Annotated in this window: 11 protein-coding genes; 5 read left to right on the top strand and 6 right to left on the bottom strand. The window is 34.5% G+C overall.

What is annotated here, in order from left to right; translation table 11 throughout:
• Nucleotides 1-801 precede the first annotated feature (801 nt).
• On the top strand, nucleotides 802-2304 hold the full coding sequence (locus FS935_RS16935; protein ID WP_146949826.1) for a malate:quinone oxidoreductase: 1503 nt from the start codon (nucleotides 802-804) through the stop codon (nucleotides 2302-2304).
• A 293-nt stretch (nucleotides 2305-2597) separates the two neighbouring features.
• On the opposite strand, the gene FS935_RS16930 is transcribed toward FS935_RS16935, so the two are convergent.
• Nucleotides 2598-4046, bottom strand: coding sequence for a L,D-transpeptidase family protein (locus FS935_RS16930; RefSeq protein ID WP_146949867.1), 1449 nt, complete (start codon nucleotides 4044-4046; stop codon nucleotides 2598-2600).
• 407 nt (nucleotides 4047-4453) lie between these two features.
• Between FS935_RS16930 and FS935_RS16925 the strand changes: the two genes are divergently transcribed.
• The gene (locus FS935_RS16925) at nucleotides 4454-5386 is read left to right on the top strand and encodes an L-lactate dehydrogenase (protein ID WP_146949825.1); all 933 of its coding nucleotides are present in this window, start codon (nucleotides 4454-4456) and stop codon (nucleotides 5384-5386) included.
• 292 nt (nucleotides 5387-5678) lie between these two features.
• On the opposite strand, the gene FS935_RS16920 is transcribed toward FS935_RS16925, so the two are convergent.
• Nucleotides 5679-6977, bottom strand: a complete 1299-nt coding sequence (locus tag FS935_RS16920; RefSeq protein WP_240050938.1) for a chloride channel protein — start codon at nucleotides 6975-6977, stop codon at nucleotides 5679-5681.
• Between the two features lie 11 nt (nucleotides 6978-6988).
• Complete coding sequence (locus tag FS935_RS16915; RefSeq protein WP_146949823.1) at nucleotides 6989-7594, bottom strand: DUF421 domain-containing protein; 606 nt, start codon at nucleotides 7592-7594, stop codon at nucleotides 6989-6991.
• Nucleotides 7595-7848: 254 nt separating this feature from the next.
• On the opposite strand from FS935_RS16915, the gene FS935_RS16910 reads away from it, so the two are divergent.
• A complete protein-coding gene (locus FS935_RS16910; protein WP_146949822.1) occupies nucleotides 7849-8529 on the top strand; it encodes a phosphatase PAP2 family protein in 681 nt (226 codons plus the stop codon).
• 374 nt (nucleotides 8530-8903) lie between these two features.
• On the opposite strand, the gene rluF is transcribed toward FS935_RS16910, so the two are convergent.
• From rluF to FS935_RS16895, 3 genes are all read right to left on the bottom strand, one after another.
• Nucleotides 8904-9611 carry a 23S rRNA pseudouridine(2604) synthase RluF gene (gene rluF, locus FS935_RS16905; RefSeq protein WP_146949821.1) on the bottom strand — a complete coding sequence of 236 codons (708 nt, stop codon included), beginning with the start codon at nucleotides 9609-9611 and terminating at the stop codon, nucleotides 8904-8906.
• Between the two features lie 81 nt (nucleotides 9612-9692).
• Nucleotides 9693-11030: an MFS transporter gene (locus FS935_RS16900; protein WP_146949820.1), complete on the bottom strand. Its 1338-nt coding sequence runs from the start codon at nucleotides 11028-11030 to the stop codon at nucleotides 9693-9695.
• Nucleotides 11031-11197: 167 nt separating this feature from the next.
• Nucleotides 11198-12061: a dimethylarginine dimethylaminohydrolase family protein gene (locus tag FS935_RS16895; protein WP_146949819.1), complete on the bottom strand. Its 864-nt coding sequence runs from the start codon at nucleotides 12059-12061 to the stop codon at nucleotides 11198-11200.
• A gap of 142 nt (nucleotides 12062-12203) precedes the next feature.
• Between FS935_RS16895 and FS935_RS16890 the strand changes: the two genes are divergently transcribed.
• Together FS935_RS16890 and FS935_RS16885 are read left to right on the top strand one after the other, a co-directional pair.
• The gene (locus tag FS935_RS16890; RefSeq protein WP_146949818.1) at nucleotides 12204-13082 is read left to right on the top strand and encodes a cation diffusion facilitator family transporter; all 879 of its coding nucleotides are present in this window, start codon (nucleotides 12204-12206) and stop codon (nucleotides 13080-13082) included.
• An 81-nt stretch (nucleotides 13083-13163) separates the two neighbouring features.
• Nucleotides 13164-14306: an NADH-dependent flavin oxidoreductase gene (locus FS935_RS16885; RefSeq protein WP_146949817.1), complete on the top strand. Its 1143-nt coding sequence runs from the start codon at nucleotides 13164-13166 to the stop codon at nucleotides 14304-14306.
• Nucleotides 14307-14351 lie beyond the last annotated feature (45 nt).

The raw sequence follows: 14351 nt of genomic DNA, 5'->3' as shown, positions 1-14351 counted from the left end.
ATTTCCAGTTTCAACAGAAAAAGCAGTAACATATGATGGTTGATTTAATTGGCTACCTGCCTTGGGTAATTTGATATCGCATTTTACTACAGGTGAAATGTAAAAGCGTGATGGAATGATTTATTGATCGAAAATGGTTCAATGAAGCGATATAAGAAGAATTCATTCCACCGGTAAAAAAAGGTTTGTTTTTTATATAAAGGTCCAAGAAGTTAACTAAATTCTTCTATATAATAAGAAGTGTTCTTGGACAGTAACATTCTATATAAAATAATTGATGCTTATTGAATTTAATACATGAGAAATTCAGTGAACGAATTGAAAAGTAATGGTAAAATTAAAAATGTAACTGTTTTCTTATAAACCAAAAGCTTGAATTTGACTCTCCACATTAAGTGAACAATTGAACTTAGTTAACTGTGTCCTAAAGCTATGTGGAAGGACTTCACACTTTTTTAAACACTCTAAATAGTTTATAATAATCAGATAATACTAGAAACTAATTCAGGCTTATGTCTGAAAGATTGCTACTATTAAACCTAATAATCTAGTTGAAACTGTATATTTAGCGCTGAAAAGTACTATTTAATGAAGAAAAGATGCAATAAGACTTTAACTAGTGTGATTTGCATAAAGTATCTTAAAGCGATAATTTTATGAAAATAGTCTTAATTTATGTATAACTATGATAAGGCCTTTGGGTTAATTTTTAGACAGAAAAGGTGTTTTCTTAGGTCGCTTCTTACATCTATGAAACCTAAGCAGGAGCACCTGCAAATATAGGGGATAAGGAAGGTTATAATGGGGAACGTACAGAATAGAACAGACGTTATCTTAATTGGTGCTGGGGTCATGAGTGCGACCTTGGGAACACTTTTGAAGGAATTAGTACCAGAATGGAAAATTACAGTTTTTGAAAAACTCTCCAAAGCTGGAGATGAAAGCTCTAATGAATGGAATAATGCAGGAACAGGTCACGCAGCACTATGTGAACTTAATTATACAAGTGAGCGCCCAGATGGGTCTGTAGATATTAGCAAAGCGATAAAAGTTAATGAGCAGTTTCAGGTTTCAATGCAATTCTGGTCTCATCTTGTGAACAGCAATTTAATAAAAAATCCTCAGGACTTTATTATGCCGCTACCACACATGAGTATGGTTCAAGGAGCAGAAAATGTAGAATTTTTAAGAAACCGTTTTGAAGCAATGACAAATAACCCGTTGTTCCACGGAATGGAATTTTCAGATGATTCGAAGAAATTAATGGAGTGGATTCCACTTATTATGCAAAATCGATCATCTAATGAAGCAATAGCAGCAACAAAAATTGACTCTGGAACTGATGTTAATTTTGGTGCGTTAACTCGCATGCTGTTTGATCATTTAAAGAGCAAGGATGTAAATATAAAATACAATCGAAGTGTTGAAAATATGAACCGCACTAGTGATGGTTCATGGGAATTAAAAGTTAAGAACGTTGAGAGCGGTAACATCGAAAATCATACTGCTAAATTTGTATTTATTGGAGGTGGGGGCGGAAGTCTTCATCTATTGCAAAAGTCTGGTATTCCTGAAGGAAGACAAATTGGCGGTTTCCCGGTAAGTGGGATCTTTATGGTGTGTAATAATCCAGAAATAGTAGCTCAGCATCATGCGAAAGTATACGGAAAAGCTAAAGTTGGTGCTCCGCCAATGTCTGTCCCACATCTTGATACACGATTTATTGATAATAAAAAATCGTTATTATTTGGACCTTTTGCTGGATTTTCACCAAAGTTCTTAAAAACAGGTTCAATATTTGATTTAATCACTTCGGTAAAACCAGATAATCTAATTACTATGTTAGCAGCAGGTGCGAAAAACATGTCGTTGACAAAGTATCTGATTCAGCAGGTTATGTTATCAAAAGAAAAGCGTATGGATGAGCTACGTGAGTTTATACCTAATGCAGTAAGTGAGGATTGGGATTTTGTCGTGGCAGGACAGCGTGTACAGGTTATTAAGGATACTGAAGATGGAGGGAGAGGAACTCTTCAATTTGGTACAGAGGTAATCAGTAGTTCTGATGGATCAATAGCTGCATTATTGGGCGCTTCGCCTGGTGCGTCAACAGCAGTTCACGTTATGCTTGATGTGCTTACTAAATGCTTCCCAGAGCATATCGATGAGTGGGAACCGAAAATTAAACAAATGATTCCTTCTTATGGTCTTTCATTAATGGAGAACCCAGAGCTTCTTGAAGAAATTCATGCTTCAACCGCAGAGACACTTGGCTTAATTGAAAAAAAAACAGTATTTAGTTGATTTTTTAACAATATAAGTAATTAATCTTTATAAAATGTTTGCCTTTGATCTGCTTTAGATTGAAGGTTTTTTTTCTATAGTTTTTTAAGAATTTAAGATAAAAATAAATGAAAATGGTTGGAACACCGAGTATTTGAGCTAAAGATAAACCCGAATTATTAGGAGAAATTTCAATTAATCTCTTTCTTAATAATTCGGGTCTTTGTTTGCTATTTTCAATAGGAATTTTTGTTATTGCATACTATTTTTAAGAACTAGTGGAAAGTGAGTATACCTACACCACAACAGATCACCTAATAAACAACAACAGGATCATAAATACTAAGAGCATCATACACAGATTTCATCACACTTGGTGATACATTGACACAACCACCAGATCCTGCCGTAAGATAAGCGTTACTTGACCAGTTTGATCGCCAGCTGGCATCATGAAATCCTTGTCCACTGTTTGTAAATGGTGCCCAATAATCTACCTTTATTGAATAATTCGGATTGCCTGCTGAACTACCTGACAGAGTATAAGGCGAGCGTTTGTAAAGGATATACCAAACTCCTGGCGATGTATCTTCTTGTGTACTATGTTTGCCAGTGACAACATTTGTTGTTACTGCTAATTTACCATCTTTATAAATCCAAATACGTTGCTCCTTAATGGACACCTCCGCATAAGTATCTCCAATGCCATTGTTTGTTAGCGTGTCATAACCATAGCCCTCATTGCTCCAACCATTTCCATGTATATTAGATGCAGAAACTGATTTTTCTCCTTTTTCGAAAGCACTTTGAATAAGTGCTGTTTCTTTTTCTACATCAAGTGCCCAGCCATACCCTTGACCTTTTACAGATATAACTGAACCTGAATGAGTCTTAAACGTGAAATTCTTCCCAAGAGTTGATTGAGATTCATTTATTTGACTAATTTTCTTTTTTATTTCCTCAGAGTTTATAGTAAGCTTCAAATCTTGTGATACAGTAGCATGTTTAATAAGCTCGCTTGCTTTCAAAGAATGAACTTTATCCTGTACCTTGTAATCAACTATTTGTTGAAGTAGTTCTTTTAGCCTTTTTTCTTCATTTAGCACAGTTTGACTATCTTCCTTAATTGGTTGTAGAAAAGCAGGATTAAGATGAATATTACTTGTATATTCATGTTTTTCGTACTCTTTTAGTAAATTAGCTACATTATATTGAGTTCCATCAATACTTTTAGATATTGATATTTTTCCTTGCTCAAGAATGGCTTTGGCATCTTTAGGAGCTTTAAGGTTCTTATTCCTTGAAAGTAGTGCTTCTTCAAGCTCTTTCTTGAGTACTTCTTCTCGATATTGATCTTTGTTAATCGGTATCAACAAATAATCATGTTCATTGGACGAAGGAAAAAATGTCCATTGTTTCTTTAACACATTCTTCACTTCTGGTAGATCTTCATCTGTAAAATTCATCTGAGTATCTTTGCCATCAATAATTTTTTGTTGATCAATATAAACTTCATTTTCTAAAACAGTTGCTTGTAATTTTATTATTGCTTCGTCCGCAGTTAACCCACCAACTTTTACGCCATTCATCATTATATTTCTATTAAAATAGTTTGCTTGATAATAGCTAATGACTCCAAGTATGAGTGCAAGGATAATAACAACTATCGTGGAAATGTATTTCCAATTTTTATACCACTTAACTGATTTATATCGTAATTGATAGGATTCTTCAACTGAAGCTTCTACAGCATTTCCCACAATGTTCCCTCCAAATAACTTCGACAATTAAGTTTGCGCTCATGACCGAGGTTGTTTACCAAAATAATACTTTCATTATCATTCTACTAGATAGTATAGCGTAAACTTTGTCGTTATTTGTATATTAACAGAATTTATTCTTGAAAATAATTATTTAAAATTGTTTGGGGTTTTAAAAACTTCTACCATTAGAATCATGATGAAATCTTAAAGGTTATTATATTGTCTGCAGATATAGATAATTATGTGACATTTATTACATACCATTATTTTTGCCGATGTTAAGATTTGTTTAATACTTACAATTAGTTCACAAAAGCAGCTGAGAAATCTTTTACCACTAAAAAGAAATGAATGAATGGATAAATTATATTTATTAAAGTTTTTATAATAATTGGAGGAAATATACGATGAATTTTACTCATGGAAATAAAGTTGTGCTAGTTGGAACTGGTGCAGTTGGATCAAGCTATGCCTATGCTTTGATGAATCAAGGAATATGTGATGAATTAGTGCTTATTGATTTAAATGAGGAAAAAGCAAAAGGCGATGTAATGGATTTAGATCACGGAATTGTCTATGCTCCTAGTGCGATGAATATAACGTTTGGAACTTATGCAGATTGTCAGGACGCTGCAATTGTTGTTATTTGCGCTGGTGCGGCACAAAAGCCTGGAGAAACTAGATTAGATCTTGTTAGTAAAAATGTAAAGATTTTTGAATCCATCGTGGGAAGTATTATGGAATCTGGTTTTAATGGTATTTTCCTAGTGGCAACTAACCCTGTTGATATTTTAGCGTACGCTACGTGGAAAATATCTGGTCTGCCAAAGGAACGAGTCATTGGTTCTGGAACGGTTTTAGATTCTGCAAGATTTCGTTATTTACTAGGAGTCGAATTCGATACTGCACCTACAAGTGTGCATGGATATATTATTGGGGAACATGGTGATTCACAGCTTCCTGTATGGAGTTTAGCGAATATTTCTGGCACTCCAATTGCAAAGAAGTTATCAGAAAAACGTAAGGAAGAGATTTCAATACAGGTTCGTGATGCAGCTTACAAAATTATTGAATCTAAAGGTGCAACATATTACGGAATTGCGATGGGATTAGCAAGAATAACAAGAGCTATTTTAAGAAATGAAAATGTTGTTTTACCAGTAGGTGCACTATTAGAAGGCGAAAACGGACATAGTGATGTTTATATTGGTATCCCATCCGTTATTAACCGTACAGGAATTAAAAAGGTTGTTGAGCTTACATTGAATGAAAATGAACAAGAAAAGCTAGCAAATTCTGTTAGAACACTTAAGGGTATCCAAGCGCAAATTTGGAAGTGAGATTAATATTTTGGTATCGTGTTAATTAAATTTAAGTTTCTCAGAAAAATTACTGATAAATTAATAATTAAAAACCCTAGACTGAACCGGGTTTGTTTAGACGAAAAAACAAAGGCAAAAGTACAAACAATAATGGAGCAGCAAAGAACAGGCACGATTACACGGGAAGAAGCGTAAGTTCAATTAGCGGAATTATTAGGTGTTGAGTTATTTAGAGATAAAGGAGTAAGCCCATAAAATATACTAAAAAGCCATTTGAGGTAAAACTCAAACGGCTTTTATTTGTTTCATATCACTTTTGCTTTTCCGCACTTTTTATCTTTTCTCCGTTATTAACATTATATAATCTACTTTTTGGTTCATAGATCTTTTGAGAAGGCCATAAACCATGGTGACCAGAAAATATGTAACTAACAAAGCAAGCAATAAAAAAGTACTCTAATCCTTTTCCATTAAACATTTCCATAGCTAATAAAAATGCTGCTATTGGTGTATTTGTACCACCACTAAAAACCGCTATTAAGCCTAAAGCAGCAAGAAATGATAAAGGTAAATCAATGAATGTATGTAGAGTATTACCAAATGTTGCTCCTATGAAAAACAAGGGGATTGCTTCTCCACCAACAAATCCTGTACCTAGGGTGACTGCTGTGAAGATAAGCTTAGCTACAAAGGCAAAAGGAGGAACTTCTTCTTGAAAAGATTGCTCCAGCATTTCTAAGCCCCGACCATTGTAATCTTGTGAACCTATCATTAAAGTGAAAATCACAATAAGAATACCACCAAAAAAAGCTCTTTTCATATGATTCTTCTTAAATAATTTCTCAGAATACTGTTGGATTCCATGTCTTAATTGACAATATAAAACACTCAATAAGCCAAATATAACAGATACAACAATAACTTTTATAAATATCATCATTGATTGCTCTGGCACACTTTGAAGGATTAATTTCTCATGTTTATGCCCTAGTACTGCTGTTGTCATAAAGTGACCAGCAAAGCTTGCGGTAATACAAGGTATTAACGCTTCAAACTTTAATTTTCCTAAGGCAGCCATTTCCATTCCAAAAACTGCTCCAGTAATAGGTGTACCAAAAGCTGCACCAAATCCGGCACTAATTCCACTCATTATTAAAACTTTAGTGTCTAGTACATTTACTTTAAATAATTTATTAACCGCTTCAGCAACACTGCCACCCATTTGAACAGCTGCTCCTTCTCTTCCTGTTGATCCACCCAAAATAACAGTTATAAAAGTTCCTAAGTAAACGATGGGACCCATTCTTTTAAGAACCTTTTTGTTTCCATGAACAGCTTCTATCACTAAATTATTAAGATCTGCCGCATTATGTAGGGTGTTATTTAAATAAACCTTCCCATAGTTGGTATAGATGTACCCAATAAGAATTCCTCCTATTGGCAGAAGGAATATCAGCCAATCTCTTTTCTCTCTCACTTCTCCAATATAATCATTTGTTTCTAAAAGGAAGGTTGTTAATGTACCAACAACAGTACCAATAATACCTCCAAAAAATATCCATTGTATAAGTAGAAAAAAGAAGTTTTTGTATTTTAACTTTATGTTCAAATTGGCTTGCCTCATTTCAAATGCTTGGGAATTTCTTTTAGATGTTTGTTCTTTTTAACTTCAGTAAAAATAGTATCTGAATTGCTTGAATCTGTTACGGTTTTACTAAATTTCGTTTGATTTTGCTCTATTAAGTCTTTCAACATTAGAATATCCTCTTTTGTTGCATATTGTTTATCAGGTTTTACCATATATCCAAGTTGACCGTTTGTTTCTATTGTGGCCCATTTTAAATCACTAAAATTATGGATACTTTGTTGTCTCAATCTTACTTCTAGCATGTCTACTGTTAAGCGCAATTTCTTGAGGTTTCTTTCATTAATTCTCCCATCTTCTACTACTAATAGGGATTTTCCATAAATAAAAGATTCTAAGGAGTCGAATTTCATTACAATATACTCAATCAAAAGCAGAGTAGATACCATTAAAAATGTCACAACCATCGTAATCCAAATATTGCGGTCATTAACAGGTTGAATGATTAACGAACCCACTGCGATCATCATGACAGTTTGAGCTACTGTTAGTTGAGAAATTGACTTTCTTCCTGCTAAACGTAAAATTAATACGCCTCCAATAACAATGACGACAGCTTTCCATATAAAATTAAAATCCACTTTTATTCCTCCGTAAACAACACCATGATATGTATAGAATGGCAAAGAATGCTTGGGATTATTCGTGTTTTGGAAGGTGTACATGGATATAAATTGATGTTTATTAGAATCGAATCGTTCTATTGATCGTTTAAGATTTATCTAAAAAAAGAAAATTATTTCCCAGTAAATGATCTTATTAATATGTTTTAAGGAGAAATTTTAAGGTTAAGGGTAAAGATAGGCATGTAAAAAGAAAGGGTGACAGTTATGCAATGAAAGATACTGGTTTTTCCATTTGGCTTCTACTAGTAGGAGTTATATTGGTTACTGTATTCACCTATTCTTTCTTTGAGATTACAGAGGGGTTTTTAGAGAGTGAGATAAACAGCTTCGATACAATTATATTAGAAGTTCTAGATCCAATCGGAGGCTATATAAGAATTAAGTGGATGATGTTCATTACAGAATTAGGCTCAGTCTGGTTTTTAACTACAATGTCGGTAATATGTATCTTAATCATTTGGTTAGGAAAAAGAGATATATGGGCAATTTCTTTTTTCATTATTGCAGTAGGTGGTGGAGGACTTCTCATAAGGATGTTAAAGTATATCTATCAAAGAGAAAGACCTTCTATTAATTCAGAAATCGATGCAATAGGTTATAGCTTTCCAAGTGGTCATGGAATGGGCTCGCTAATTTTTTATGGATTTCTTACATATATCATCTTAGGAAATATAAAATCAAAAGCTATTAAATGGAGTACAGTTATCCTGGTAAGTATTTTATTGTTATTAATAGGACTTAGTCGTGTTTACTTAGGAGCACATTACCCAAGTGATGTGGTTGCAGGATATTTAGCTGGGGCGGTTTGTTTGATGATTAATATTATCGCACTTGAATGGCTCAAAATTCAAAGTCAAAATAAAAACAGCACAAAATCAATGAACATTTAGTCAAAGAGTAGTTTGCAAAAAAAGAGGATGTGACATAAGTATTTAAGCTAATGAAAAAACCGAATTATAAGGTGATATTTCAATTATTCATTCTCCTAATAGTTTGGGTTTTTATTTGCTGTCATCAATAGATTATTTGAGTTTGCATACTAATTCTAAGAACTAGTGGAATGGAGCGGAAGACACTCGACTCCTACGGGAATTGAGGAAAGGCTGAGACCCCGCAGGCATGCCGAGGAGGCTCAGCTTCCTCCCCGTGGAAAGCGAGTGTCTGCAGCGCAATGGAACGAACTTGTTTTTTCAGCTTAACTGAATTTAGATTTATATATCTTTTTGTATGACTTCTTTAATTATGTCCCAGCATCTATTCTATTTTACCATTGCTTTGGTTCATAATTTAATTCACTAAACAAACGAGTGCGTTCTTTTTTTGATAAATCTCGCCATTGTCCAGGCGGAAGATTACCTAGATGAATATTCATAATTCTTGTTCTTTGTAATCTGAATACCTCATAACCTAATTCTGCACACATTCGTCGAATTTGTCTGTTTAATCCTTGGGTAAGGATAATTTGAAAATCAAATTTTGATAGCTGTCTTACTTCACAAGGAAGTGTAACAGTATCCAATATCTTAACTCCCTCTGACATTTTTTTCAGGAACTCAGGTGTAATAGGTTTATCTACTGAAACTATATATTCCTTTTCGTGTTTGTTTTCAGCTCGTAAAATTTCATTAACAATATCCCCATCATTTGTGAGCAGAATTAAACCATCAGAATCTTTATCAAGTCTTCCTATATTAAAAATTCGTAACGGGTGATTAACCAAATCAACAATATTTCCTTTAACACCTTTTTCTGTCGTACTTGTAATACCAACTGGTTTATTTAAGGCAATATAAACATAGTTCGGAGCTAGTCTAACAGGAGCACCATTAACTAGAACATCATCACCAGGCTCAACTTGGCTTCCTATTTTAGCTGGTTTCCCATTAATCGTGACTCTTCCTTCACTAATTAATTTATCTGCACCTCGTCTAGAAGTTTTTCCAGACTCACTTATATATTTATTAATTCGCATGTTCACACATCCTAAGCAAAAGGGTTGTTCTTATGATAGACAACTATACTTTATTTTTGGAAAATAATCAAAATGGTGGGGTCAGACCCCAGCTTTAGTTGGAACCTTTTTACTATCATTAGATTTTCTATAGTAAATAATAATGAAGATAAGCACTAATGAAAGTGCACCACCTGCAAGGGAGAGAGCTGGATAACTTGTATAGGCAACAATAACACCAGATAAGATTCCGCCAGCTGCACCAGCTAAAGCAATGAATACATCAACAGCTCCTTGTATTTTTGCACGGTTAGTAGAATTTGTTGCATCTACAAGAAGTGCAGTACCACTAATTAGGCCAAAGTTCCATCCTAGTCCTAATAATGCAAGAGAGATTGTGAGGATTAACATAGAATCAGTCGGTGCTGTTGCTGCTAAAATACCAGCAGTAAGTAATGTGATTCCTGCTACAATGCTCATTGGAATCCGTCCAATCTTGTCAACAAGTATTCCCGTAAATAAAGAAGGGAGGTACATTGCACCAATATGAATACCAATGATCATGCCAACCTCATCCAAACCATGTCCATGATGTCCCATATGGACAGGTGTCATCGTCATAATAGCAACCATTACAACCTGCGTTAAAATCATCACGGAAGCACCAACAAGAATGCCGTTTTTATTTATCGATTCTTCCTCAATACTAACATCTGAATGATTCCTTGTATTTTCTTTCTCTGTAGCTGCAACAGCAATAGCTTTAGCCACAACTATCGGATCGGGTCTTAACAAAATGAGAAGCACAAAACCTGCAAGAAAATATGCAGCAGCAGCCAATATAAAGGGTCCTGCTAATGAAGGGATTCCAATAGTTGAAGCAAATTCCCCCATAATACCTACTAGATTTGGACCTGCAACAGCACCAAATGTAGTTGAAACCATTGCAATACTAATTGCGGTAGCCCGCTGAGTTGAATGGGCCAAGTCAGTACCTGCATAGCGTGCTTGTAAGTTTGTAGCAGTACCAGCTCCGTAGATTAATAGTGATATAAAAAGGAAAATAATATTATTGGTTATAGCAGAGATTACTACACCAATTGCTCCTATTCCACCAGCAAAAAAACCAAATGTTAAGCCAGGACGTCGCCCATAACGCTGTGATAATTTCCCTACAAGCAAAGCTGCCCCTGCTGAGCCTAAAGTGAACAATGCAATAGGTACCCCTGAAAAGCTATCAGTACCAAGCATTTCCTTAGCTAAAAGTGCTCCTACAGTAATTCCTGCAGCAAGTCCTGCACCTCCAAATATTTGTGCAATTACAATAATGATTAACGTTTTTCGATATAGCTTGCGTTGCCTTTGCGGGCTGTTAACATAGCTTTGTATATCCGTTTCGTTACTAGTTAACACTTCAGCATCATTGGTACTATTGGTCATAATGTATCCACCTTCATAAATTAATAGATATAATTTAATTGTATGTTAATAAGGTACCATAATGGTAGGAAATGTATAAAAAAATCTACATATTAAAGAAGAAATACACTCGTACTGATTATTGAGTTAACAATAGTACGAGTGTATCGGATGTCAGTTTCAAATAATTAATTTCCTGCCTTTTCACGAACAATTGGTAGAGTACAGCAACGGAAAGAACCACCGGATTTAATGATTTCAGTAATATCGACCTCAATAACCTCAAAACCTTTATTACGCAGCTTTTTGTTGATTTCTTGATTTACTGGAAGACTTAAGATTTTATTATTTCCAATTGACAGGACATTGGTACCGAGTGTAAATTGCTCTTCCTCTGAAACCTCTAATAATTCATATCGAGAAGATAAAAAATCAATTTGTTCTTGTTCAAAAGCATCTTTAAAAATAATTGCGACATTAGGAGAAACGATATTAAATACACAATCTAAATGTAGAAAATTCTCTTGAAATGGTAGAATTTCTACCTCATATTGTGTTAAGAGGCTTTTAAGATGATCAGCGGCGAACTGGGTAGTACGATTACTTAATCCAATAAATATAACATGACCATCAATCATCACATCTCCGCCTTCTATACGATCTTCAGCTAAGTTAAAATATGAAAGACCCTCATCATCAAGCCATTGCTTTAAAACATCTTCTTCACCAATTCTTACATCACTTGCCATTTGTGCGACGAATATTGTTTGACCGAGTGTTACGCCAATATCACGAGTAAAAACCTGTTCAGGGAATTTCTGGTGATATGGTAGTAAAATAACTTCAATGTCTTGCTCTCTTAATGTTTTAACAAATTCTCCATGCTGTTTGACAGCACGATCAATATGAATACCTTCATCTTTAAATTCCTTTTGTGTTTCATTTATCACATCTCGAATTGTCATATAATGTGGCTCACAAAGAATAACTCTTTTTAATACATCGTATTCATTATGACAAACGGTTATCTTTTTATCGTGATCAAGCTCCATTTTGCTCCTCCTAAAAATCACATAATTTATTAATAGGATTTACCCTGTTTGAGAATAATATTTATCTGGTATCAATTTAAATATATTTATTGATCAATCGATATAAATTTAATGTGTAAAACAGTTTCGTGGAGGTGAGTTTATGGATGATAAAAAGTACTCTGATTTGAAATTAGGTGAAAGAGGAGCAATTGTTAGCATTATCGCATACATATGTCTTTCAGCTTTAAAGTTATTTGTAGGAACTATTAGTAATTCAGAAGCATTACGTGCAGATGGACTAAATAATGCAACTGATATTTTAGCTTCTGTAGCAGTATTAATAGGGTTGAGGTTATCACAAAAACCAGCAGATAAGGATCACCCTTATGGACACTGGAAAGCAGAAATGGTGGCATCATTAATTGCCTCATTTATTATGATGGTTGTAGGAATTCAAGTTTTAGTCGGGGCAGCAACATCAATTTTTAAAGGTGTTAGTCAAACTCCTGATTTGATTGCAGCATGGACTGGGATTTTTTCTGCATTTGTTATGTATTTTGTTTATCGTTTTAATAAAAAGCTTTCTTTAAAAATAAAAAGTCAAAGTGTTATGGCAGCTGCGAAAGATAATTTATCAGATGCACTTGTTAGTATAGGAACAGCGGTGGGAATTATAGGTTCCCAATTTAACTTACCTTGGATGGATCCATTAACAGCAACAGTTGTAGGACTTATCATTTGTAAAACAGCGTGGGAGGTTTTTAGAGGTGCTTCTCATCAGCTTACTGATGGATTTGATGAAGAGCTACTTAATCAATATAAAGAAACAATTTCACAAGTAGAAGAAGTAAAGGAAATAAAGGACATAAAGGCAAGAAGCTATGGAAACAATGTTGTGGTAGATATCGTGATCGCGGTAGATTCATCTTTAGACTTTAATTCTGCTCATGATATTTCGTCAACGGTTGAGAATAAGCTTATGGATAACCATGAAATATATACAGTACATGCTCACGTTGAGCCTTATGTAAAATCATGAGCACATCCTAGTAAGCATTAAAATGTACATCAGAAGATTATTTTATTAAGATAACACTATCTTAAAGGAGGAGGTAACAAAATGAATAAAAATAATGAAGGTTTATTATCATCATTTACATTTTCAAATGGAATTGAACTAAAAAATCGACTTGTTATGGCACCTATGACTAACTTTTCTTCTAATCAAGATGGTACTGTAACAGAAGAAGAAGTGAAATATTATGCACGCCGTTCAAATGGTGTAAGCATGGTCATTACTGCATGTACATATGTAACAGCAAATGGTAAAGGATTTCATGGAGAGTTTGGAGCAGACAGTGATGAAATGATTCCAAGCTTAAAGAAGTTAGCACAAGGTATAAAAGATCAAGGTGCTAAGGCTGTTTTGCAAATTTTTCATGGAGGAAGAATGTGTCCACCAGAATTAGTCCCTAATGGAGAAATTGTTAGTGCTAGTGATATCCCTGCAGAACAAGGTGGCGTTTCGACTGAAGAGCCAGATGTGAAACCAAGAGCTTTAACAGAAGAAGAAGTGGAAGGAATCATAGACGCATTTGGTGAAACAACACGTCGTGCAATTGAAGCCGGTTTTGATGGGGTAGAAATTCACGGAGCTAATGGTTATTTAATTCAACAATTCTTTTCTCCTCATTCAAATCGACGTGAAGATCGTTTTGGAGGAAGCTTAGAAAAAAGAATGACATTCCCTCTAGCTGTAGTCGATAAAGTGAAAAGTGTTGTAAAAGAGCATGCTACATCACCTTTTATCGTGGGCTATCGCTTTTCACCAGAAGAGCCTGAAACACCAGGAATTACAATGGATGAAACATTGAGCTTAGTGGATGCATTAGCTGATAAAAACTTAGATTATTTACATGTATCACTTTTTGAATTCTTCTCAAAACCTAAAAGAGGTGTAGAAGATTTAGAGAAGTCACGAATCGCTTATTTACAAGAAACAATCAATAATCGTGTCCCTCTTATTGGTGTAGGATCTATTTATTCTGCGCAAGATGCTCGTGAAGCATTTGAATCAGGTGTTCCTTTATTAGCCCTAGGTCGAGAATTAATTATAGATCCTGATTGGGTTCAAAAGCTTGAAGAAGATAAAGAGGATGAAATTGTTACTAAGCTTGATAAAGATAAGCAGGAGCAATTAGTGATCCCAGATCCATTATGGAACGCAATTGTGAACACACCAGGTTGGTTCCCAGGAGTATAATATTTCAGAAAACATAGATTACAGCTACTGCCCTAATCTCATGTT

It is taken from the genome of Metabacillus litoralis, from assembly GCF_007994985.1.
GTDB lineage: Bacteria > Bacillota > Bacilli > Bacillales > Bacillaceae > Metabacillus > Metabacillus litoralis.
The sequence above is the reverse complement of the archived record's forward strand: the minus strand, read 5'-3'. Positions and strand labels throughout refer to the sequence as shown.